This is a genomic window from Enterobacter sp. TMH.L2, from assembly GCF_050847315.1.
Lineage (GTDB): Bacteria > Pseudomonadota > Gammaproteobacteria > Enterobacterales > Enterobacteriaceae > Cedecea.
The window spans coordinates 2,841,361-2,860,887 of sequence record NZ_CP193791.1 but is presented as its reverse complement, the minus strand read 5'-3'; the positions used below and the strand labels follow the sequence as shown (position 1 = coordinate 2,860,887).

The following is a 19,527-nucleotide window of genomic DNA, read 5'->3' as shown; positions in this document are numbered from 1 at the left end:
TTTCCAGAATTATCACTCTGAACAAACCTCTGAGATTCGTCTACGCTTTAAGGGCAAGGTGTTTTTTTAGTATGGACTAATCTAATTTATCAGGAGTTTATATGGGGTTTTGGCGCGTTGTTTTCACAATTATCCTGCCACCGTTGGGTGTGCTTATCGGCAAAGGTTTTGGCTGGGCCTTCATCCTCAATATCATCCTCACCCTGCTGGGCTACTTCCCCGGCCTGATTCACGCGTTCTGGGTTCAGACCCGGGATTGACCTGTTGGGCCATTGCTGCGACGCCTGCGCCCGAGAAAAAATGACTGCTTTGGCAACTCACCTCCAGCCCACTGTTGTGGGCTTTTTATTTCCTGTAAATTAAAAAGAGTTCCTGATTACCTAGAAATAACGGTTCTGTTTATCGTTTATTAAGGTTTTCTTAATATTACCGACATCAATAAATAGTCAAAATAATTGCGCCTGAAATTAATTTTTTATTTTTATTTTTCTTTTAAAACAAGGATGTACAAACCGTTACACGAAAGTACTGGGCATAATGTAAAGGTAATCCGCTTTATTGAGGAAACGTTTATTTTTGCCATTTTACTATGCTCGTGTTTTCACTCCTGAGGTTATAATAATGAGTCAACTTTTGATTACCGGTGCGACAGGTTTCCTGGGCGGCGCGGTTTTAGCCCGATCCCTCTCTGAATCTTCTTTCAATACCGTATTACTATTGGTACGAGCGAACTCTCCTCAGGAGGGCGTGGCCAGAATCAGAAATAACCTTGCTAATTTTGGCTGTACTGAAGCACAGCTGGCACAAATTAACCCGGAAAATATATTGCTGGGTGACTTAGCCGAGCCTGAACATTTTCTGGATGATGAAAGACTGTCCAGCGTCACGCACGTTATTAACTGCGCCGCGGTGGCGTCGTTTGGCGAGAATGCGCTGATCTGGAAAGTTAACGTGGAAGGCACGCTGCAGTTTGCTCGCCGCATGTCCCAGGTGAAGGGCCTGCAGCGTTTCCTGCACGTCGGCACCGCAATGTCCTGTGTACCGGATGCGGGCACGCTGGTCACGGAAAGCATGTCGAGCAAGCCGGAAGAAGAGCACCTGGTGCAGTACACCTGGTCTAAGTCCACCATCGAACGCATGATGTCCGAGCAGTTCCCGCAGCTGCCGCTGGTTATCGCTCGTCCATCCATCGTGGTGGGCCACAGCGAGCAGGGCTGCCGCCCGTCCAGCAGCATTTTCTGGGTCTTCCGCATGGTGCTGATGCTCGGGAAATTTATGTGCTCCCTGGATGACAAAATCGACGTTATTCCGGTGGACTATTGCGCAGAAGCGCTGCTGCTGCTGGCGAAGAGCGACTCGCTGAAAGAGAAGATCTACCACATCTCCGCCGGGGACGTGAGCAGCATCCGCTTTGCTGACATCGATGAAGCGATGTCCAGCGCGCTGAACCAGACGCCGATCTTCTCCAATTACGAGCAGGTGGATTACAGCGAGCTGGTGAAAAGCCGCAGAAGCTTCAAATCCATTTACGGGCCGTGCAATGAGCGCTTAATGCTGCGTGCGATGCGTCTGTACGGGGAGTTCTCTATGCTGAACGTGCGTTTCTCTAACGAGAAGCTGCTGGATTTAGGCATGTCTCCGCCGCCGCGCTTTGTGGATTACATCAGCCGTTGCGTGGAAACCACCCGGGATTATTCTATTCCCGAGCTGATGAAGGTCGACTTCAAATAATAAAAAGGGAGCGCAGGCTCCCTTTTTAGTTTGCTGATCGTAGTAAAGGGAGCTTTTGCTCCCTTTTTACGTTTAGCGAATCACCACTTCATTTCGCCGGTATTCACTTTGGCGCTCATCTCCAGCGAGCTTTCATCGGCCAGGCCCGGATATTTTTGCTTCATCTCAGCGATGACCGGGGCGCTTTTTCCTTTCTTCAGCGCCAGCTCAAAGTCGGCTAAATAGTCGCCGGTAAAGACCACCGGGGCCGCGCCTGGTTTGACTTCACCAATGTAGTGGCCCGGGATCACGCGTTTTGGCTTCAGGGCCGCCATTTCATCCAGCACATCGCGCCATTCCTGACGGGCAGCTTTTGTCTGGGAATCGGCGGTCCAGACGTGAATACCGGAGCTGACACCTACGCCGCCAAGAATCGTTTTGTTGGCCGGGATCCACAGATATGCAGCGTGAGAAGCGGGCTGGCGCAGCTCAATTTTTTCACCGTCGACGGTGAAGGTTGTCTCGTGCGTCACCTGCGGCACGAAGACTTCTTTTGGCGCGCCATCTTTCAGGATTGGGCCCCAGTATTTGAGCTTCTCTGCTTTGGTTTGGTTGATATGGTCGACGACCAGCGGCGTGGCTTCAATTTTTACCTGCGGGTACGCTTTAACAATGGGCTCCAGGCCAAAGTAATAATCCGGGTCACCGGCGGTGATAAGCACGCGGGTCAGCTTTTTGCCGCTGTGTTGAATCATTTTCACCAGCGCCTCGCCGTCTTTAACGCTGAACTGGGCATCAATCAACGTGGCTTCCGTTGGGCCGCTGATCAGCGTAGAGGTGACCGGGAAGACGCCTTTGTCCTGTGGGTTGTAGACGTCCAGCGTCAGCGGGGCGGCAAAGCTTGCCGTGGAGAACAAAAGGGTGGCCGCGGCCAGGGTCTGTGTCTTCATCTTTTTCTATCCTGATTAACTGAATCAATGGGCCCGTTTGGGAATGAGAAACAGTGTAAATTGCATTTTGTGAATCGTAATGGCCTTATTCAGGTAAGATAAGTTTCATAAATCGAACAGATGGGCGAAAGAATGGACAGAATCATTGCTGCAAAAGTCTATACCCGCATTTGTGAACTGGGCAGCCTGAGCGCCGCGGCGCGGGCGTTAAATATGTCCCGGCCGATGGTGAGCCGCTATCTGGAGCAAATGGAGCACTGGGCGGGAGAGCGGCTGTTGCATCGCTCCTCCCGCAAACTGACGCTAACGCCGACCGGTGAGCGGGTGCTGCAGCAAACCCGAGCGCTCAACGAGGTAGCGGAAAGTATTGCGGCGCAGAAGCAGCAGGATTTGCCTTCGGGGACTCTGCGGGTGGCCTGTTCCCAGTTTGGCGCCCGGTATTACATTGTGCCTTTCTTGTCTGACTTCCTGCGCGACTACCCGGACGTGAGGGTCGAGCTGCACGTCAGCAGCCAGGCGGTGAATATGATTGAGGAGCGTATCGATCTGGCTATTCGCATCACCAACGATCTCGATCCCAATATTATCGCCCGCCGCCTGGGGGAATGTGACTCCCGGCTTTATGCCTCGCCGTCCTACATTGAGCAAAGGGGGATGCCGCGCACGCCGGGCGATCTCGCGCACCACAATTGCCTGCAATATAGCTATTTCCTGCGCAACATCTGGCAAATGGTGGATGAAAACGGTGAGCCGCTGAACGTGGAGGTAAGCGGCAACTTCAGTGCCAATGACTCCGTGGTGCTGATGGACGCGGTCGCGGACGGCGTGGGGATTGCGATGCTGCCGGTTCAGGATGCTAAGCCGCGGTTCGAGAGCGGGGAGCTGGTCAAAGTGCTTGAAGCTTATCCGCCGCGATCGATGGGGATCTACGGTATCTATCGGAGCCGAAGCTACCTGCCCGCTGCGTTGAGGCTGTTCCTGGCGGCGCTGTCGGACAGGCTCGCAAAATAATTTAAGAAAAACCTTAGTTACGGGTGGCCATGCCGTTTACTTTTTGCGCCAGGAATGTTCTGATCTCGCGGCGAAAAAGTGAGGGGAGCAGCAATGTTTCAATTAAAACCGGGCAGCCTGGCGATGATCATCGGCGCTCGTACCGCCGCCGGGCGGGTGAATATTGGTAAAGCGGTAGAACTGTTCGGGCTGTGTCAGCCGGGGGAGCGCTTTGTTAATCCGGTGACAGGCGTGGTAACGCAGCTTCCGCCGGAGGCAAACTATCCGCTTTGGCTGGTGACCGGCGAGGTTATCGCTTTTGATGGCCGCCAGGGCTACGCCTTCGTGCGTGCCGAGCATTTAATGCCGCTGGACAAAGATTTTTCCCCACAGGAAGACGAGCTCCACCTCAGCTATTGATCCCGGCAGTGACGTAAAAAGTCGGCCAGCACTAGCGCATGGTTCTGGTCGGTATTTTTTGCGCCATACAGCAATGTCAGCGTGCCGTGTTCGCCGCGTCGGGCAAGCGCCTGGGCTGCGTCCTGATGTTGCCTAAGCTCTTGCCTGTAGAGCTTGCTGAAGGCGGCAAAGTCGATAGTTTCGCTGTGAAAGGCTTGGCGTAGCTTGTTTGAGGGCGCCAGTTCCTTCGGCCATTCATCGTAGTGCAGGTCGCTTTTTTTCATTCCTCTCGGCCACAGTCTGTCCACCAGCACGCGGTAGCCATCATCTTCAGCCGGGTCTTCATAGACGCGTTTACAGCGGATCATGCTCTCTCCTTATCGACGGTCTCAAGCCTGCTCAGCAAGAGTGGGACCTGATGGTCCGCAAAGACTTCGATGCCGTGCTGACGCAACAGTGCTGCCGCGACGCCCTGACCCGGGATTGTTTTGCCTGCAAAGTGGCCATCGTAAATCTTCTGACTGCCGCAGGTCGGGCTGCCGTCGGTAAGAATAGCAAACAGGCAGTTATTCTCCCGGGCGGTTTGAAGCGCGAGCCAGGCGGCAAGAAGATAAGGTTCGGTGACGTCTGCGCCGTCGCTTTCCAGAATGGCGGCATGTCCGAGTAAAGCGGCTTCACCGCTGCCTCCACTAAGCTCTGCGGGGAGGCGAGGTGTTGGCAGCCCGGCGGCGAGTTCAGGACAGTGGATAACCAGGCGGCCTTCGGCCTGCAGTCGGGCGAGGGCTGCGCCAGTTTGTGATTTTTCGCGACCATCATAGCGGACCTGAAACCCCATCAGACAGGCGCTAACCAGTATTTTTGCTTTCATTTTTTTCTTCGATGAAGTGAACTCGACACGTTACTACATTGTTTGTCCGGATGGAAAGCGGTGAAAGACTGCCAATTTTTGCGGTTGCCAGCGCAAAGCAAAACGCCTACTCTATCATTCCTTATGTTGTTCTCTTCCCTCAAACATAAGGCCAACCAAAGCATGTCAGACACACAGTTGAAATCCACTTTACGTATTGCGCTTGTCGGCGATTATAACCCGGCGGTGATTGCACACCAGGCCATTCCTCAGGCGTTAGATAATGCGGCCGCCGCGCTTGGCGTCAGCGCGGATTATGACTGGGTCTCCTCGCTGGAAGTGACCAGCCCTGAAGATCTGGTGGGCTATGACGCCATCTGGTGCGTACCTTCCAGCCCTTATCTGAATGAAGATGCCGCTTACCTTGCCGTTCGCTTTGCGCGAGAAAACGGCGTGCCTTTCCTCGGTACCTGCGCCGGGTTCCAGTATGCGGTGGTGGAGTATGCGCGTAACGTGCTCGGCTGGGAAGATGCAGGCCATGCGGAAACCGCGAGCGAAGGGCGACTGGTGATTGGCCGCCTGAGCTGCTCGCTGGTGGAGGTTTCAGACAGCATCTCGCTGCTGGCAGACTCCATCACCGGGCGTGCCTATGGCAAGACGGAAATTGAAGAGGGCTACCACTGCAACTACGGCATTGCGGAGCTGTTTGCAACCGCGCTTGCCGGTGAACCCCTGAAGCCGACCGGCTGGGATAAGCAGGGCGAGATTCGTGCGGTTGAACTTCAGGGGCATCCGTTCTTTGTGGCAACGCTGTTCCAGCACGAACGTAATGCGCTGAAAGGCAGACCATCCCCTTTGGTTGAGGCGTTCCTGGCCGCCGCTGAGAGATAAATTCGGGGTTTAGGGGCGCGGGTAACAGCCCTCACCCCGACCCTCTCCCAAAGGGAGAGGCAGAAAACATATGTCGGGGAAAGTGATTTCAGAGAACTTTATCTATTCCCTCTCCCTTCCAGGGAGAGGGTTAGGGTGAGGATAAGAAAACAGAAGCGACATGCGGTTGAAGTCACCGTCGGATATAAAGCGATGCCCTGGCTCCTGCTTAAATCGCATCATAGACCTTATCTTTACCGAGGCTTAGTTGCCCGAAGAATCAAAAAGGCCGGACGGCGCATCTCTTTTGCCAGACGTGGATGCTGTGCCAGGGTTTCTGCCCTCGGTTTAGTTTCCAGCATTCGGGTGAGGGCGAAGCCGCTGTCGAGCAGGGTATTGACATAGGTTTCCGTGGTGCGGTGGTACTTTTGCACATCCTCCACGAACCAGCTGGTGTGGCGTAAGCCTTGCTGGTGATAGTGGTTCACCGGCCAGATAACCTCTTCTTTATAGGGTTGCCAGCCTACCGGGAAGGCGGTGCACATCGGGTGTTCGACGGAGAAGATAAACTGCCCGCTGGGTTTTAACGCAGCAAAGATAGCGTTGCTCAGGCGGGCGAAATCTTCGAGGTAGTGCAGCGCCAGCGACGAAATCGCCAGATCCCAGGTTTCACCCTCCGGCGAGAATTGCTCCAGCGGTAAATTGTGGTAGCTGATGTTTGTGTCCTGGGTTGCGGCTCGCGCCTGGGCGAGCATCTTTTCCGAGATATCAAAACCCGTCACGCTTGCCGCCCCGTGGGCGCGGGCGAAGCGGGCAAAGTCGCCAAAGCCGCAGCCCAGGTCGAGGATCTTCAGGCCATCCAGCGCGGGCAGCAGGGAGTAAAGCTCGGGGATCTCCAGCAGCCCGTTAAGGCCAGAGTCCTGCTCCCGTAACTGACGGTAATTTTCAAAAAATACCGGGTCGTCGAAAATGTTCTGCGGTGCCGATGATGCCATTCGATCCTCCTTGGGGGTCTGTTCAGGCCGCGGCTTTCTCCGCCGCGCCAATCTCTTTCTGGCGTCCAGCATAAGCCCCAAAGACGCCCATGACGACCGAAAGTAGCGCGCAACCTAATAAAGGGATCGCCCAGCTGCCGGTAATGTCATGAATCTTCCCCATCACCGGCGGGCCGAAGGCGGCCAGAAGATAGCCTACGCACTGAGCCATGCCGGACAGCGCCGCCGCCTGATGTGCGGAACCGGTGCGCATCCCAATGAATGAGAGCCCCAGAATCATCGCCGCACTGGAGCCAAAGCCGCCGAGCGACACCCAGAAGATGGAGAAGGCCGGCAGCAGCCAAAGGCCGAGCGTCGCCAGACACCACAGCAGCGCCATCAGAGCGGCAATTCCGCGCTGGTCTTTCAGGCGGCTCAGGATCAGGCCGACAAACAATCCCGGAATGGCGGTGGCGAGCTGCAAAATACCGTGTATCGACCCGGCCTCGGCTTCGTTGTAGCCGTGGCTGATCAGAATGGAAGGCAGCCAGCCGATAATCACGTAATAGACCAGCGAGTTAATCCCCAGATACAGGGTGACCTGCCAGGCCAGCGGCGAAGACCAGATGCCGCGGCTGTGCAGCGCCGGGTTGCCGGACAGGTTCATCACCGTGCTGCTGCCAAGCTGCGGCAGCCAGACAATCAGCGCCAGCAGCGGGAAGATCATCAGCGACAGCATGGCGCCGGACCAGCCGAAGCCGTGCAGAGCAATCGGCACCACCATCACCGAGCCCAGCGCGGCGGCCACGCCCATCGTGAGCGAGTAAGCACCGGTGAGTTTGGCGACCTGGCCGGGGAAGTCGCGCTTAAGCAGGCTGGGCAGCAGCACGTTGCCCATGGCGATCCCGCAGCCGATGATAGCCGTGCCGATATACAGCAGCGCGGCGTGGCCGGCGGAGCGCAAAGCAATCCCGGCGCAGATGATCAGCAACGCACCAAACAGGCTGCGCTCGGTACCAAAGCGGCGGGCGATCCCGGCGGCAAGCGGGGAAACAACCGCAAAGGCCAGCAGGGGCAGGGTGGTTAAAATCCCGATCTGCGCGGTGGACAGCGCAAGTGCATCGCGCACCATATCCAGCAGCGGTGCCGCGCCGGTAAAGGTGACGCGCAGGGTGGTGGCAATCATCAGAATGCCGAGCAGAAGCAGAGCGCGGCTCTTTTTGCTCGCTGAAGTCGTGGAAGTCATGTGTCTGTGTCCTGAAAAACGGTAAAGCAAAGATACACGCTTCTGCCTTTTTACGAATCAAGCTAAAATGACAGATTATCGCTAAATTCGGACATGCTATGGAACGTGACCTGGATCTCGAAGGGTTTGACCCGGACAGCATTGTGACGCCCGCGCTGGCGTTTCGCATTCGCGCCGCGCAAACCTATAACGAAAAGCCCATCCACACCCATCGAAAAGGACAGCTGATCCTGGCGCTCCACGGCGGTATCACCAGCGAAGTCACCAACTCGATGTGGATGGTGCCGCCGCAGTATGCGGTTTGGGTGCCGGGGAAAATGCCACACAGCAACCGGGTGACGGCGGACGCGCGGCTCTGCTTTTTGTTTATTGAACCGGAGGCGGTCGCCATGCCGCAGGAATGCTGCACGCTGAAGATCTCGCCGCTGGTGCGGGAACTGATCCTGCGCCTGTCCAACGTTCCCCATGAACATCTCGAGTGTGCGCCCATTCAACGGCTGGTGCAGGTGCTGTTTGATGAGCTGCCTAATCAGCCGGTGGAACAGCTCCAGCTACCGATCTCCTCACACCCCAAAATACGTGCGATGGCGGACAGCATGGCGAAAAACCTGAAGGAGAAGAAAACGCTGGCCCAGTGGGCAGACGACATGGCGATGAGCGAGCGTAATCTTGCCCGGCTGGTGGGGAAAGAAACGGGGCTGAGTTTTCTGCGCTGGCGGCAGCAGATGCAGCTCATCGTGGCGCTGCGGTATTTGATAAGCGGGATGACCGTGCAAAACGTGGCGGAGTCTCTGGGGTACGACTCCACCACGGCGTTTATTACCATGTTTAAAAAGGCGCTCGGCACCACGCCAGGGCGTTATTTAAGCACCCTGGACGGGGACGATTTTACAGACTAGCCAGCTTAAACTGGGACACGGCGGTATTCAGCTCATAGGTCTGCGCCAGCAGCGATTCGGCCGCCTCGGAGGCCTGATTCACCATCGCCGCGTTTTGCTGGGTGGTGACATCCATCTGGCTGATGGCCGTGCTGACCTGCTCAATGCCGCTGCTTTGCTCATCGCTGGCGTGGGTAATCTCCACCATCAGCGCAGCGACGCGCTTCACGTCCTGCACCACGGTGTTGATGGTCTTGCCCGCTTCGTTTACCAGTCTGCTGCCGCTGGCGACCTGATTCACCGAGTCTTCAATTAACTCTTTAATTTCTTTGGCCGCACTGGCGCTGCGCTGGGCCAGGCTGCGCACTTCGCCGGCAACAACCGCAAAACCGCGCCCCTGGTCACCGGCTCTGGCGGCTTCTACCGCCGCGTTCAGCGCCAGGATGTTGGTCTGGAAGGCGATGCTGTCGATAACGCCGATGATATCGGTGATTTTGTTGGCGGAGCTTGAAATGCCGTCCATGGTTTCCACGACCTGGGCCACTACCGCGCCGCCCTGTTCCGCGCTTCTCGAGGCGGTATTGGCCAACTGGCTGGCGCTTTGGGCATTCTCTGCGTTTTGCTTCACCGTGGCGGTCATCTCTTCCATCGACGACGCCGTTTGCTCCAGCGCGCTGGCCTGTTCTTCGGTGCGAGAAGCCAGGTCAATATTGCCGCTGGCAATCTCGCTGGAGCGGGTGGATATCTGGTTGCTGCTTTCGTGCACCAGATGGATGACCATGGTGAGCTGCTGGCACATGGTTTCCATCGCGGCCATGACGCTGCTTCTGTCGCCGTCGCGCACTTTCACTTCTCGGGTGAGATCTCCGCAGGCCACGGCGTTGGCAATCTCGGCCACTTCACTTGGCTCGCCACCCAGTGAGCGGAAAATCGTGCGGTGAACCCACCAGCCGACAACCAGCAGCAGCAACACGGCGGCACCGGAACCAATCAACTGCCATTGTGTGGAGTTAACGCTGCTGTGTTGGGCTTTTTCTACCGCTTTATCGGCATACTCGGCGGAGGCTTTAACGAAGGATTCAATGCCTTTCTGATGGGCGAAAAAGTCTTTATCGGCCGCTTTCAGCTTTTCAAACAGCGGCGTCGGGGCGCCCGAACGAATAAGCTCCACCAGGTCATTGGCATCTTTGATCATTGCCATCCCGGCCTGGTATTGTTCCCCGAGCAGATTCTGCTGCAGCTCAGGTGGCAGGGCGGCCTTCCAGTAATCAACGCGCTGGTGCCATTGCGCGCTGAGGCGCTTAATTTCGGCATCGGCCTGATCGACGCTCAGCGTGCCTTCCACCACGCGCGAAAGCACCAGCCGCAGTTCAATCAGGTAAATCGGTGCGGGCTTGATGTCAGACATCAAATCCTTTGCCAGCAGGCCGCTTTCGGTGCTTTGGGCGCTTCGGTGGCTGCCGTAGAGTGAAATGGCGGTAACCAGGGCGGACATCAAAATCGAACAGCAAATTAATAACAACAAATTGTGAGCCAGTGATTTCATTTTGCCTCTCCTATTATTTGAAAAGCTTATCGGCCCAGGAGAAGGGAAACTTTTTCACCAGATCTGAAAACTAGCGGGTGAGTCACAAATTTATGCCATAAATCGCCAATTTTTTATTTTTAAAATAATCACTTAACTCAATTATTTGTTAAATCTATAAGTAAAAGATTTAACTCAGGATTAACTAATATGTTTTCTGCATATGCAATGCAGGATTAAGCATTGGCGAGGGAAAGGCGCTTGTGCGAGCGTAAAGGCATAGCTCGCTCACAGACGGGATAACAAGGAAAATCAATGGCACAGGTAAAGGCTTCAACGCACATAACTTCACACACAACAGCGCAACGTAAATTAACGCTCTCTGCTTTGGTTCTGGCCCTGTCCGGCCTGGCCTCCGCCGCGGTTCACGCAGACCAGCTGGCGGATATTCAAAAAGCGGGGGTGGTTAAAGTGGCCACTTTTGACGCAAATCCACCTTTTGGCTCTGTAGATGCTAAAACGCACGATATCGTGGGCTATGACGTTGATTTCGCGAAAGCACTGGCTAAATCCTTAGGCGTTAAGCTTGAGCTGGTGGCCACCAACCCGGCGAACCGTATTCCGCTCCTGCAGTCCGGTAAGGTCGACCTTATCGTGGCGGATATCACCATTACGCCGGAACGCGCCCAGGTAGTGGATTTCTCTACCCCTTATTTTGTGACCGGGCAGCAGTTCCTGGTCCCGGCTTCCGGGCCGGATAAGCTTGAGGATTACGCGAAAGGGCGCGTGGGTGCGGTGAAAGGTACCACCGGAGAACAGGCGCTGGTGCAGCGTTTCCCGTCAATTCGAGTGCTTTCTTATGATGATATCCCGCTGGCTTTTACCGCGCTGCGCAACGGTAACGTCCAGGCGATCACTCAGGACAGCACTATTCTTGCCGGGCTGCTGGCCGAAGCGCCGGATAAGGCGAAGTTTAAAATTCTGCCGGACTTGCTGAGCAAGGAAGAGATTGGCGTTGGCGTGAAGAAAGGGGAACCTGCCCTTTTAAAAGCGGTTAACGACGAGCTGGTGAAGCTGGAACAAAGTGGCCAGGCAGAGCAAATCTACAGCGCCTGGTTTGGCCCCGACAGCAAAACCCCGCAGCCGCGCAGCTTTAAAATTGTAGCCAAATAATATGTTTAAACGACCGCCTCTTTTGTCCGCAGCTTCGGCTGCGGATTTTTTGCATCTGCAGTCCGCCAGCGTTGAATTTCGCAAAGTGAGTAAAAATTATGGTGAAACATCCGTCTTGCGCGAGATAGACCTGACTATCGCGGCCGGAGAAGTAGTGGCGATTTGCGGCCCGTCCGGTTCGGGGAAATCGACGCTGATACGGCTCATCAACCAGCTCGAAACCCTCAGCGATGGCGATATTTTTATCGATGGCAAATCCACCCGAGCGCTGAATAACAGGACGCTGCGCCGCCTGCGAAGCCGAATCGGGTTTGTGTTTCAGCAGTTTAACCTTTACGCCCACCTGACGGCTGAACAGAACATTACGCTGTCGCTAACCCACGTTCACGGCTGGAAGCGTGAGGCGGCGCATGAGCAGGCTCTGGCGCTGTTGGCCCGAGTCGGCCTCGCAGACAAAGCGCAGCACTATCCGGCGCAGCTTTCAGGCGGGCAGCAGCAGCGCGTGGCGATTGCCAGGGCGCTGGCGTCATCGCCGCAAATTATCCTGTTTGACGAACCGACTTCGGCCCTCGACCCGGAGATGATCGGCGAAGTTCTGCAGGTGATGAAGGATCTCGCCCACAGCGGCATTACCATGATTGTGGTCACGCATGAGATGCAGTTCGCGCGTGAAATCGCCGACCGAGTGGTGTTCATTGACGGCGGAGCCATTCTCGAGCAGGCGGCCCCGGCGCAGTTTTTCCGCTCGCCGCAGCATCCCCGCGCCCGTCGTTTCCTGCAAAAGGTACTCGACCCGCTACATGCCGGGGCTGAATCATGAACAGCTACTTTGACTGGGCGGGGGTGTTAAGTGGAGCACCGCGAGCCTGGCTGATCTCCGGTTTGCTGACCACCGCGTGGGTGACGTTCGCCGGGATAATCATTGCGACGCTGTTTGCCGTGTTGTTGCTGGGGCTTCGGCTCACCGGTGGCCGGGCGGGACGCTATTTCACGGCAAGCTGGATCTCCATTTTTCGCAATACGCCTTTGCTGGTACAGCTGCTTTTCTGGTATTTCGCGGCGTGGAACGCGCTGCCGCAGAGCTGGCGCGGCTTTATTAATGCCGATCACAGCTGGTCTCAGCTGCCCGGCGGCGTCTGGTGGCTGACGCCGGAGTTTCTCTGCGCGGCGTGGGGGCTAGGGGTTTTCACCTCGGCATTTTTGGTGGAGGAGATCCGCAGCGGGTTGCAGGCGGTGCCGAAGGGGCAAACCGAAGCTGCACTTTCTCAGGGCTTCTCTGAGTGGCAGCTTTTTCGCACCGTGCTGCTGCCCCAGGGCGTGGTTAACGCCTGGCAGCCGGTGGTCGGGCAATATCTCAACCTGATGAAGCTCTCCTCGCTGGCCACGGGCATCGGCTTTGCCGAGCTCACCAGCCAGGTGCGCCGTATCGAAAGCTATAACGCCCATGCGTTGGGCGCTTTTGCCGCAGGCACGGTGCTTTATCTGCTGCTGGGACTGGCGATGAGCGGGCTATTTACACTCTTTGCGCCGGGGAAACGCGGGTTACGTAAACCGGGGGTACAGCATGATCGCTAACATTTCGGTTATTACGGACAACCTCGATTATTTGCTGTGGGGAAAAATGGCTCAGGGCGAGCCGGGCGGCGTGTTGCTAACGCTGATGATGGCCGTGGGCGCTGGCGTGCTTGCCCTGGGGCTGGGGTTATTGCTGGCCTGTGTCGCCTGGCGCTACGGCGGTATTGTGCGGCGGCTACTTTTCATTTGGGCCGATTTGATCCGCGGCATTCCGCTAATTTTTGTTATCTTCTGGCTCTATTTCCTGCTGCCCGCCATTACCGGGCGTGATTTACCGGGGCCGTTAACCGTCACGCTGGCGCTGGCCTGGTTTACGTCTGCGGCGGTGATGTACACCACGCTGGCGGCGCTGAATGCGTTGGCGAAGGGGCAAAATGAGGCGGCGGTTGCCGGCGGGTTTACGCCACGGCAAACGCTGAGGCTAGTGCTGTTGCCTCAGGCGCTGCGCAACGCTTTACCGTCGTTTGCCGGGCTGTTTATCTCGCTCATCAAAGACACGTCGCTGGCGTTTATCGTCAACGTACCGGAGCTGACAACCGTGGCCGGGCAGGTCAACAGCCGGGTACAAATTTACCCGGCGGCCATTTTTATCTTTACCGGTCTGGTTTATTACCTGCTGTGCAGCGCGCTGGCCTGGCGCATTCACCGCTGGCAGCGGCAGGAGGCTACTGCTTACCCACAATAAGGGAAACCAGCCCGGCGGCGATCAGCGGCCCAACGGGGACGCCACGGAACAGAGCGACGCCAAGGACGGTGCCAACCAGCAGGCCACCTACCAGGCCTGGCTGACTGCCCATCAGCGTCACGCCGCGCCCGCCGAGCCATGAAACCGCAATCCCGACGACAATCGCCACCAGCGATTTCCAGTGGGTGAAAGAGTGGATCAGGTTGCTGGCGGGCAGGGTGCCGCTGGCTATCGGGGCCATCACGCCGATAGTCAGAATAATGATCCCTACCGTCAGGCCCTGTTTCTCAATCCACGGAAAGAAGGTGTTCAGCGGGGTGACGCGCACAATAATCAGCACGAGGATGGAAACCGCGACGGTGGTGTTATGGCTGACAAAACCTAATCCCGCCAGCGCCAGAAGGATCAAAAGTGTGGGGTCAAAAATCATGATATATCCTTGCCAAATAAGAGGTTTTTAACTTTTATTGTTGTGGCGAATGGCCGACAGTGATTCTGTGGCCGTTCATCATTCTGTCATTTTTGCGGTCAATAATTGAACGATATGACAGCGAGCAATGGCTTGCGGGAGAAAAGGATGGGCGATCCAGCGTTATTCGACACGATTTGCATTACTGCCGCGTTCCTCGGGATCGCTTCGGTATTGGTGCTGTCTGTCCTTTATCTCGAACGCCTCGGGTAGCTATTCGGGGCGGTGAAAATTGACCAGCTCCGGGCGCGCAATGCGCAAATAATCCTGCGTATCCATCACCACTGACTTTTCCAGCAACCCTGCATTGAAGGCAATTTCTGAAAAACGATCGAAAATAGACGGGTCGGCCACCAGCCGGAGCTGTGCGTGAAAGCTGAATGGCGGGATAGCGCCAAACACACATCGCGTTAACTCATCTACTTCCGCCGGGCTTGCCAGCGACGCTTTCAGGCCGCCCAGATGCTGCGCCAGCAGGCTCAGATCCGCCTGTTTGTCCGCCGCCAGAATCGCCAGCACGTGCAGCTTGACGCCGTTGCCTTTGACTTTGCAGACCAGCGCTTTTGCGCCCTGGCCAAGTTCGGTGCCGCGGATCGCCGAGACTTCTTCACATTTCCCCGCTGCGACATGTTTTACCACACGGTAGCGGGCCTGCTGTTGCTCGAGTAAATCGATAAGTTGCTGATGGACGTCTTCGCCTTTTGCGTGGGATGTCATTGCACTGCCTCTTGTCGTCTTTCTAAGTCTCTGCTTTGAATTTTCATCCTATCGCGATAATAGTTATCTGACATGCAAAAATTCGGGCAAAAGATGGCTAATAATGTACTGACGCAGATGGGAAATGCCCTCGTGCGTGAATGCGTTTTTCAGGGAAAACCTGCCGTTGAAAAGCGAGATGCTTCCGAGGTTGAACTCGATTTTTATCAGCACCATGCCTCCGTGTTCAGGGCGGAGGGGCCTGGCATTCCCGACGTTTATTCCCTTAACCGCCAGGCACGACGGCTGATCATCGAATTTATCCCGCAGCCTTGTTCACTGGAAACGCTGACTGCCGACCCCGATTTGTATGAAAAGCTGGCGTTGCTCCATCATTGCCAGATGAAACCCTCAGGGACATTCAGGCGGCATCAGTGGAGGGATGAGCAAATGGCGTTGGCACTAAGCCTGCTGAAATTGCCCCCAGAGCTCGAAGCAGTTTTGCATCATTTCAAAGCTCACAGTGATGTGCTTTTCGAGCCGCAGCAATGGGTGTCTGGGGATTCAAATGCCGGGAACTGGGGACGCCGAACCGGGGGAGAGTTGGTTTTATTTGACTGGGAGCGCTTTGGCCGTGGGAGCCCGGCGATAGATTTGGCACCTCTGATTAAAGGAATGGGGGAACCGGCCAGTATTCACCTCATGGTAGCGCGATATCAACAAGTGGCACCTCAGTGGTCGAAGTCACGCCTGACACGTCATGTGCTTTTGGCTAAAGCCTGGCTGGTGGTAGAAGTGCTGAATCTTCTTTCCCACAGACACCCGCAAATGTTAACCCGGTATCTTGACTGGTATCAGGCTAACTTGCCGGCCTGGTTGCCACAGGCCCAGCATTTATGGCGCTCTACGTTCGCTTAGCTTAGCTTAGCCAGCCGTATTCGGAATAAATCTCGCCGTTGATAATAGCGCTGATGGCTTGCTTAACATAGGGCACGGTGTTCTCCGGCAACTGCCTGATATTTACCCATAGCAGATCAGAATGCTTATTCGGCTCGGCGATATAAGGCTCGCGCTGCCAGTCTGAACAGAGAAAGAAGTGGCCCATCCACGAGCGATCTTCGGTTTTAACGTGCATCAAGTGAACTGACCTGAGGGCTTCGGCCTCAATGATCACCCCCGTCTCTTCGTGGGCTTCTCTGGCTGCGGCATTAAGCAGCGTTTCACCGCTTTCAAGACCGCCTGCGGGCAGGCTATAGAAGCCGTCCATCCAGCCGGTGTTCGCTCTGCGGATGAGACAAATTTCGTCTCTGCGGCGCAGGACAACAAATACGGCGACGGAAAGCCGATAGCGTTCTCTTTTCATCATTTTGGACTCTTGTTTTTACGGTCTGTAAATATATACAGTGTTGTCGGCCAGGCTCAACGCAAGAACTGGTAGGGTGACAAGGGGCAATGTCAGTGAGGTATGCGATGTCGGGTTTCAAACTAGAAATTTCTGATCAAATCAACGAGGAATATTCGCTGCCCATCGAAGCGGGGCTCGGTGAGTTTAACGATGCGATGAGCGGGATAAACGATCGCCAACCGCTGGCGGTTGTGGTTCGCAGTTCCGAGAGTGGGAAAGTTGTTGGTGGGATGTTGGGGCGTTCGTCCCTCGGTGTACTGTTTATCGATCTGTTTTATTTACCGCCTGAGTTAAGAGCGCATGGATTAGGCAGCGAGATCCTGAGGACGTTTGAAACAGAAGGGCGCAGGCGCGGCTGTGTGGCTGGTTTTTTATATACCATCAGTTTCCAGGCTCCGGACTTCTACCGCAAGCATGGCTGGGAGGCATTTGGCAAAATTGACTGTTTACCCGAAGGCACCAGCCGGTATTTTATGAAGAAGGCGCTGTAATTCAGAAACAATAAAGGCCGGTTCTGGCCGGCCTTTATTGTTTGCGCAGGCCTTAAATATCGTCCACGGTATGGCCCACAACAATCTCTAAAGCATTGCGATAAACGTCGCACATGACGACGTCTTGAGTCGTTTCCAGGGCGTCAACCAGCCAGATAATGATCGCTTTATTGGATACGCTCTTATTGGCAGCCAGAATGGCGGTGACGGCCTGACTGATGGCAGCATTTTCCTCTGCGTGTCGGTCTGCTGTGCTTCTTATAAAGTCGGATAATGCGTGGTCTACGATTCCGGTATGCATTGCAGAGGGATTAGAAATTAGCTGTGTCATAGTCATTCACCGTTTTTCAGTTGTTGGCCATGGGCCGCTAGTGGACATTTTTTTCGTTAAGCCGTTGAGTCTTAACTGCGCCTGAAAGCGCTTTTTTTTCTGTCTTTCCTGTCAGACTCTGGGAAATATTCCCCTCGATTTCAGCGATAATTTTCTGTAGCGCGTTACGTCGCCGTACTTCTTGCTCCGATATAAACATCGCTTCCAACCTGGCAACTAAAGCGCGGGTATTAATTGCGCTGTTGCTGTTCAGTAACGACAGCGCTGCTTCACCGATAATCTCGTCCGTTAATTGTTCATCGTCGCTTCTCTTCACTTCGTTACTCCTGATTTCTTCGCCGGGGGTAAATACCGCTGGCATGAAGTCATTTGCCGGAGTCTGAGAATGAGGAAAATTCAGCATTTATACTTCAAGGTGACTCTCCCACCAGGGAGCGTACGCATTACTCTGATTGAACTCCGGGCTGGTTATTCGCTAGCGAGTAAAAAGCATGCCCAACAGGGCCTGATAGTGCTTTTCTTCTTCCGGTTCAGAAACGCGATCGAGTCGAGAGAGCAATTTGGTACAGATCGCTTTTCTGTTCAGATTGCGGCCATCGCTGAGAATTTCGAGCACAATTTGCCCCATTGTTTCCTGCTGAGACAGCGGCGCAACGCGGCTAAAATAGCGCGCAATGTCATTTTCTACGCTGTTCTGACCTGGTGTAAAAGTGTCCTGTCGCATAAGTTGCTCCTGTAAATTCACACGTTGCAAGATGTTAACTAAGTTATGCAATTGCTATAAAAACTGTACACAAAGGTGTATTAGTTTGCCTGCTATTTTTTGACTAAAAATGCTAATCTTTATTTATCAATAATTTATGGTTTAAATTTATTAACTTATCGATACGTAAAATTGTACATTTTGACTAAGGGTAAATGGCGAGCAAAACATTCCATGTTGTTAAGTTGTTTAGACTTTGTTGAGTATGTGGCGACGTCAGGACGGGGATCTGTTAAGTTACTCCCTTAACCTTTCGCTGGAACCCGCCATGCTCACGACAGTTATTTACCGAAGCCACATCCACGCCAGCACGCCGTTTGAGGTTTTGGAGGCGATGGTTTCCGCGGCAAATGCAAAAAATATTGACGCTAATGTGACGGGGATCCTGCTATTCAACGGCAGACATTTCTTTCAACTATTGGAAGGCCCGGAAGAGAGCGTGCAGAAGGTTTATCACGCTATTTGTAAAGACGATCGCCATCACAACATTGTTGAATTGCTCTGTGATTACGCCCCGGCCCGCCGCTTTGGGCGAGTGGGCATGGAGCTTTTTGATTTAAGAGAGCACGATAAAAACGATGTCTTGCAGGTCGTTCTGGAAAAAGGGACTAGCCGATATCAACTGGCTTACGATGACCGGGCCTTGAGTTTTTTCCGGACCTTCATCGAATCGACGGAAAAAGAGAACTATTTTGAGATCCCTCCGGGTGATGCGTGGGAATTTATTCTCGATGCGCCGGCTCATTCGGCATCAAGTCCACAAACGCTGCATAAAAAGATAGTTTTTCAACCGATTGTTGACCCAATGGCTCGTACTGTCGCGGCAGTAGAGGTGTTAGCCACGGAAGCTAATTCAGTGCCGGAGGAAGGGGGCGATGTTTACCTGGCTGAACTGCTGAACGCGAAGGCCGCTTTCACCGCAGCATGCGCCGCTAATATTGGCGTGCAAACGCTATGCATCAATCTGCTGCCGATGACGCTGGTCATGATGCCTGACGCCGTGGAACAACTGCTGGCGGATATTGAGGCGAGCGGGCTTGTTCCCGAGCAAGTGGTTATTGAGTTTACCGAAAGCGAAATTATGCCACAGATGGATGCGTTTACCGACGCTATCAGGCAGCTTAAATCGGCCGGTATCAAGCTTGCGATTGATGATTTTGGCGTCGGCTTTGCTGGGCTACAGCTGCTGGCACAGTTTCAACCTGAAAGGCTGAAAATTAACCAGTCGCTGATTCGGGGCATTCATAAAAGTGGGCCACAGCAGGCGATTATTCAGGCCATAATCAAATGCTGCGCCTCCCTTGAAATTGCGGTTTCAGCCACGGGTATTGAGCAACCGGAAGAGTGGATGTGGCTCGAGGCGGCCGGTATTTCTCACTTCCAGGGGAGTTTGTTTGCTAAACCCTGCGGCCACGGCGCTTTCCGTATTGCCTGGCCGGAGCGTAAAGCAGAGTTGTGATATCCGCCGTGTGTCGTGCCTCAAAGACATCAGGTTTCACTTGTACAACTCTAAAAAAAATTGTACACATTGAACAGATTGACTAATGTTT

The 19,527-nt window shown here is 54.6% G+C and carries 26 protein-coding genes; 14 read left to right on the top strand and 12 right to left on the bottom strand.

Annotated elements, in window-relative coordinates:
* Positions 1-101: 101 nt before the first annotated feature.
* Positions 102-260: a YqaE/Pmp3 family membrane protein gene (locus ACREYP_RS13735; RefSeq protein ID WP_008456722.1), complete on the top strand. Its 159-nt coding sequence runs from the start codon at positions 102-104 to the stop codon at positions 258-260.
* Between the two features lie 361 nt (positions 261-621).
* Complete coding sequence (locus ACREYP_RS13730; RefSeq protein WP_008456721.1) at positions 622-1,731, top strand: SDR family oxidoreductase; 1,110 nt, start codon at positions 622-624, stop codon at positions 1,729-1,731.
* 80 nt (positions 1,732-1,811) lie between these two features.
* Here ACREYP_RS13730 and ACREYP_RS13725 read toward each other — a convergent pair whose 3' ends face one another.
* Positions 1,812-2,660: a Vmh family MBL fold metallo-hydrolase gene (locus tag ACREYP_RS13725; RefSeq protein ID WP_336707983.1), complete on the bottom strand. Its 849-nt coding sequence runs from the start codon at positions 2,658-2,660 to the stop codon at positions 1,812-1,814.
* Positions 2,661-2,792: 132 nt separating this feature from the next.
* Between ACREYP_RS13725 and ACREYP_RS13720 the strand changes: the two genes are divergently transcribed.
* Together ACREYP_RS13720 and ACREYP_RS13715 are read left to right on the top strand one after the other, a co-directional pair.
* Complete coding sequence (locus ACREYP_RS13720) at positions 2,793-3,671, top strand: LysR family transcriptional regulator (RefSeq protein WP_008456717.1); 879 nt, start codon at positions 2,793-2,795, stop codon at positions 3,669-3,671.
* Positions 3,672-3,764: 93 nt separating this feature from the next.
* Positions 3,765-4,070: a hypothetical protein gene (locus ACREYP_RS13715; protein ID WP_008456716.1), complete on the top strand. Its 306-nt coding sequence runs from the start codon at positions 3,765-3,767 to the stop codon at positions 4,068-4,070.
* Here the strand turns inward: ACREYP_RS13715 and ACREYP_RS13710 are convergent.
* Both ACREYP_RS13710 and ACREYP_RS13705 read right to left on the bottom strand, forming a co-directional pair.
* On the bottom strand, positions 4,064-4,417 hold the full coding sequence (locus ACREYP_RS13710; protein WP_336817726.1) for a DUF488 domain-containing protein: 354 nt from the start codon (positions 4,415-4,417) through the stop codon (positions 4,064-4,066). The two genes, ACREYP_RS13715 and ACREYP_RS13710, sit on opposite strands and share 7 nt — an antisense overlap.
* A complete protein-coding gene (locus ACREYP_RS13705; RefSeq protein WP_008456711.1) occupies positions 4,414-4,917 on the bottom strand; it encodes a 2-thiouracil desulfurase family protein in 504 nt (167 codons plus the stop codon). Before ACREYP_RS13705 ends, ACREYP_RS13710 begins: the two co-directional genes overlap by 4 nt.
* Before the next feature lie 162 nt (positions 4,918-5,079).
* Here ACREYP_RS13705 and ACREYP_RS13700 point away from each other — a divergent pair, with 162 nt between their 5' ends.
* The gene (locus tag ACREYP_RS13700; protein WP_336817725.1) at positions 5,080-5,787 is read left to right on the top strand and encodes a CTP synthase C-terminal region-related (seleno)protein; all 708 of its coding nucleotides are present in this window, start codon (positions 5,080-5,082) and stop codon (positions 5,785-5,787) included.
* Between the two features lie 233 nt (positions 5,788-6,020).
* Here ACREYP_RS13700 and ACREYP_RS13695 read toward each other — a convergent pair whose 3' ends face one another.
* Positions 6,021-6,761 (bottom strand): class I SAM-dependent methyltransferase, encoded by a 741-nt coding sequence (locus ACREYP_RS13695; protein ID WP_336817724.1) that lies wholly within the window; start codon positions 6,759-6,761, stop codon positions 6,021-6,023.
* 22 nt (positions 6,762-6,783) lie between these two features.
* Positions 6,784-7,986, bottom strand: a complete 1,203-nt coding sequence (locus tag ACREYP_RS13690; RefSeq protein WP_336817723.1) for an MFS transporter — start codon at positions 7,984-7,986, stop codon at positions 6,784-6,786.
* Positions 7,987-8,084: 98 nt separating this feature from the next.
* On the opposite strand from ACREYP_RS13690, the gene ACREYP_RS13685 reads away from it, so the two are divergent.
* Entirely contained in the window at positions 8,085-8,885 is an 801-nt protein-coding gene (locus ACREYP_RS13685) for an AraC family transcriptional regulator (RefSeq protein ID WP_336817722.1), read from the top strand.
* Here the strand turns inward: ACREYP_RS13685 and ACREYP_RS13680 are convergent.
* Positions 8,875-10,410, bottom strand: a complete 1,536-nt coding sequence (locus tag ACREYP_RS13680; RefSeq protein WP_336817721.1) for a methyl-accepting chemotaxis protein — start codon at positions 10,408-10,410, stop codon at positions 8,875-8,877. The two genes, ACREYP_RS13685 and ACREYP_RS13680, sit on opposite strands and share 11 nt — an antisense overlap.
* A 294-nt stretch (positions 10,411-10,704) precedes the next feature.
* On the opposite strand from ACREYP_RS13680, the gene ACREYP_RS13675 reads away from it, so the two are divergent.
* From ACREYP_RS13675 to ACREYP_RS13660, 4 genes are read left to right on the top strand one after another with little or no spacing between them, the layout of a single operon-like run.
* Positions 10,705-11,562, top strand: coding sequence for an ABC transporter substrate-binding protein (locus ACREYP_RS13675; protein WP_008456699.1), 858 nt, complete (start codon positions 10,705-10,707; stop codon positions 11,560-11,562).
* A 1-nt stretch (position 11,563) separates the two neighbouring features.
* On the top strand, positions 11,564-12,382 hold the full coding sequence (locus ACREYP_RS13670; RefSeq protein WP_336817720.1) for an amino acid ABC transporter ATP-binding protein: 819 nt from the start codon (positions 11,564-11,566) through the stop codon (positions 12,380-12,382).
* Positions 12,379-13,137: an amino acid ABC transporter permease gene (locus ACREYP_RS13665; RefSeq protein ID WP_336817719.1), complete on the top strand. Its 759-nt coding sequence runs from the start codon at positions 12,379-12,381 to the stop codon at positions 13,135-13,137. Before ACREYP_RS13670 ends, ACREYP_RS13665 begins: the two co-directional genes overlap by 4 nt.
* Positions 13,127-13,822 (top strand): amino acid ABC transporter permease, encoded by a 696-nt coding sequence (locus tag ACREYP_RS13660; protein ID WP_336817718.1) that lies wholly within the window; start codon positions 13,127-13,129, stop codon positions 13,820-13,822. The genes ACREYP_RS13665 and ACREYP_RS13660 overlap by 11 nt, the downstream gene beginning before the upstream one ends.
* On the opposite strand, the gene ACREYP_RS13655 is transcribed toward ACREYP_RS13660, so the two are convergent.
* Positions 13,803-14,249, bottom strand: coding sequence for a DUF441 domain-containing protein (locus tag ACREYP_RS13655; protein WP_034808455.1), 447 nt, complete (start codon positions 14,247-14,249; stop codon positions 13,803-13,805). The two genes, ACREYP_RS13660 and ACREYP_RS13655, sit on opposite strands and share 20 nt — an antisense overlap.
* 150 nt (positions 14,250-14,399) lie before the next feature.
* On the opposite strand from ACREYP_RS13655, the gene yoaI reads away from it, so the two are divergent.
* A complete protein-coding gene (yoaI, locus tag ACREYP_RS13650) occupies positions 14,400-14,504 on the top strand; it encodes a small membrane protein YoaI (protein ID WP_284143111.1) in 105 nt (34 codons plus the stop codon).
* On the opposite strand, the gene ACREYP_RS13645 is transcribed toward yoaI, so the two are convergent.
* The gene (locus ACREYP_RS13645; RefSeq protein ID WP_336817717.1) at positions 14,505-15,008 is read right to left on the bottom strand and encodes a YbaK/prolyl-tRNA synthetase associated domain-containing protein; all 504 of its coding nucleotides are present in this window, start codon (positions 15,006-15,008) and stop codon (positions 14,505-14,507) included.
* 72 nt (positions 15,009-15,080) lie between these two features.
* Here ACREYP_RS13645 and ACREYP_RS13640 point away from each other — a divergent pair, with 72 nt between their 5' ends.
* Positions 15,081-15,905, top strand: coding sequence for a phosphotransferase family protein (locus tag ACREYP_RS13640; protein ID WP_336817716.1), 825 nt, complete (start codon positions 15,081-15,083; stop codon positions 15,903-15,905).
* Between the two features lies 1 nt (position 15,906).
* Here the strand turns inward: ACREYP_RS13640 and ACREYP_RS13635 are convergent, their stop codons facing one another.
* Complete coding sequence (locus tag ACREYP_RS13635; protein WP_336817715.1) at positions 15,907-16,353, bottom strand: NUDIX hydrolase; 447 nt, start codon at positions 16,351-16,353, stop codon at positions 15,907-15,909.
* Positions 16,354-16,457: 104 nt separating this feature from the next.
* Between ACREYP_RS13635 and ACREYP_RS13630 the strand changes: the two genes are divergently transcribed.
* Positions 16,458-16,883, top strand: a complete 426-nt coding sequence (locus ACREYP_RS13630) for a GNAT family N-acetyltransferase (protein ID WP_498880910.1) — start codon at positions 16,458-16,460, stop codon at positions 16,881-16,883.
* 52 nt (positions 16,884-16,935) lie between these two features.
* Here ACREYP_RS13630 and ACREYP_RS13625 read toward each other — a convergent pair whose 3' ends face one another.
* The 3 genes from ACREYP_RS13625 to ycgZ form a co-directional block, all read right to left on the bottom strand.
* The gene (locus ACREYP_RS13625; RefSeq protein ID WP_034808453.1) at positions 16,936-17,214 is read right to left on the bottom strand and encodes a biofilm development regulator YmgB/AriR family protein; all 279 of its coding nucleotides are present in this window, start codon (positions 17,212-17,214) and stop codon (positions 16,936-16,938) included.
* 37 nt (positions 17,215-17,251) lie between these two features.
* On the bottom strand, positions 17,252-17,617 hold the full coding sequence (locus tag ACREYP_RS13620; protein ID WP_336817713.1) for a hypothetical protein: 366 nt from the start codon (positions 17,615-17,617) through the stop codon (positions 17,252-17,254).
* 72 nt (positions 17,618-17,689) lie between these two features.
* Complete coding sequence (gene ycgZ / locus ACREYP_RS13615) at positions 17,690-17,938, bottom strand: regulatory protein YcgZ (protein WP_336817712.1); 249 nt, start codon at positions 17,936-17,938, stop codon at positions 17,690-17,692.
* Positions 17,939-18,245: 307 nt separating this feature from the next.
* On the opposite strand from ycgZ, the gene ACREYP_RS13610 reads away from it, so the two are divergent.
* A complete protein-coding gene (locus tag ACREYP_RS13610; protein ID WP_336817711.1) occupies positions 18,246-19,436 on the top strand; it encodes a diguanylate phosphodiesterase in 1,191 nt (396 codons plus the stop codon).
* Positions 19,437-19,527 lie beyond the last annotated feature (91 nt).

Bases quoted from the DNA above. Each gene is read 5' to 3' on its own strand.
- ACREYP_RS13645 (WP_336817717.1), bottom strand. From the start codon at position 15,008: ATGACATCCCACGCAAAAGGCGAAGACGTCCATCAGCAACTTATCGAT.
- ACREYP_RS13625 (WP_034808453.1), bottom strand. From the start codon at position 17,214: ATGACACAGCTAATTTCTAATCCCTCTGCAATGCATACCGGAATCGTA.
- ACREYP_RS13640 (WP_336817716.1), top strand. From the start codon at position 15,081: ATGCAAAAATTCGGGCAAAAGATGGCTAATAATGTACTGACGCAGATG.
- ACREYP_RS13635 (WP_336817715.1), bottom strand. From the start codon at position 16,353: ATGATGAAAAGAGAACGCTATCGGCTTTCCGTCGCCGTATTTGTTGTC.
- ACREYP_RS13660 (WP_336817718.1), top strand. From the start codon at position 13,127: ATGATCGCTAACATTTCGGTTATTACGGACAACCTCGATTATTTGCTG.
- yoaI (WP_284143111.1), top strand. From the start codon at position 14,400: ATGGGCGATCCAGCGTTATTCGACACGATTTGCATTACTGCCGCGTTC.
- ACREYP_RS13730 (WP_008456721.1), top strand. From the start codon at position 622: ATGAGTCAACTTTTGATTACCGGTGCGACAGGTTTCCTGGGCGGCGCG.
- ACREYP_RS13620 (WP_336817713.1), bottom strand. From the start codon at position 17,617: ATGCTGAATTTTCCTCATTCTCAGACTCCGGCAAATGACTTCATGCCA.
- ACREYP_RS13685 (WP_336817722.1), top strand. From the start codon at position 8,085: ATGGAACGTGACCTGGATCTCGAAGGGTTTGACCCGGACAGCATTGTG.
- ACREYP_RS13725 (WP_336707983.1), bottom strand. From the start codon at position 2,660: ATGAAGACACAGACCCTGGCCGCGGCCACCCTTTTGTTCTCCACGGCA.
- ACREYP_RS13675 (WP_008456699.1), top strand. From the start codon at position 10,705: ATGGCACAGGTAAAGGCTTCAACGCACATAACTTCACACACAACAGCG.
- ACREYP_RS13710 (WP_336817726.1), bottom strand. From the start codon at position 4,417: ATGATCCGCTGTAAACGCGTCTATGAAGACCCGGCTGAAGATGATGGC.
- ACREYP_RS13680 (WP_336817721.1), bottom strand. From the start codon at position 10,410: ATGAAATCACTGGCTCACAATTTGTTGTTATTAATTTGCTGTTCGATT.
- ACREYP_RS13700 (WP_336817725.1), top strand. From the start codon at position 5,080: ATGTCAGACACACAGTTGAAATCCACTTTACGTATTGCGCTTGTCGGC.
- ACREYP_RS13695 (WP_336817724.1), bottom strand. From the start codon at position 6,761: ATGGCATCATCGGCACCGCAGAACATTTTCGACGACCCGGTATTTTTT.
- ACREYP_RS13720 (WP_008456717.1), top strand. From the start codon at position 2,793: ATGGACAGAATCATTGCTGCAAAAGTCTATACCCGCATTTGTGAACTG.
- ycgZ (WP_336817712.1), bottom strand. From the start codon at position 17,938: ATGCGACAGGACACTTTTACACCAGGTCAGAACAGCGTAGAAAATGAC.
- ACREYP_RS13705 (WP_008456711.1), bottom strand. From the start codon at position 4,917: ATGAAAGCAAAAATACTGGTTAGCGCCTGTCTGATGGGGTTTCAGGTC.
- ACREYP_RS13670 (WP_336817720.1), top strand. From the start codon at position 11,564: ATGTTTAAACGACCGCCTCTTTTGTCCGCAGCTTCGGCTGCGGATTTT.
- ACREYP_RS13715 (WP_008456716.1), top strand. From the start codon at position 3,765: ATGTTTCAATTAAAACCGGGCAGCCTGGCGATGATCATCGGCGCTCGT.
- ACREYP_RS13735 (WP_008456722.1), top strand. From the start codon at position 102: ATGGGGTTTTGGCGCGTTGTTTTCACAATTATCCTGCCACCGTTGGGT.
- ACREYP_RS13630 (WP_498880910.1), top strand. From the start codon at position 16,458: ATGTCGGGTTTCAAACTAGAAATTTCTGATCAAATCAACGAGGAATAT.
- ACREYP_RS13610 (WP_336817711.1), top strand. From the start codon at position 18,246: ATGCTCACGACAGTTATTTACCGAAGCCACATCCACGCCAGCACGCCG.
- ACREYP_RS13665 (WP_336817719.1), top strand. From the start codon at position 12,379: ATGAACAGCTACTTTGACTGGGCGGGGGTGTTAAGTGGAGCACCGCGA.
- ACREYP_RS13690 (WP_336817723.1), bottom strand. From the start codon at position 7,986: ATGACTTCCACGACTTCAGCGAGCAAAAAGAGCCGCGCTCTGCTTCTG.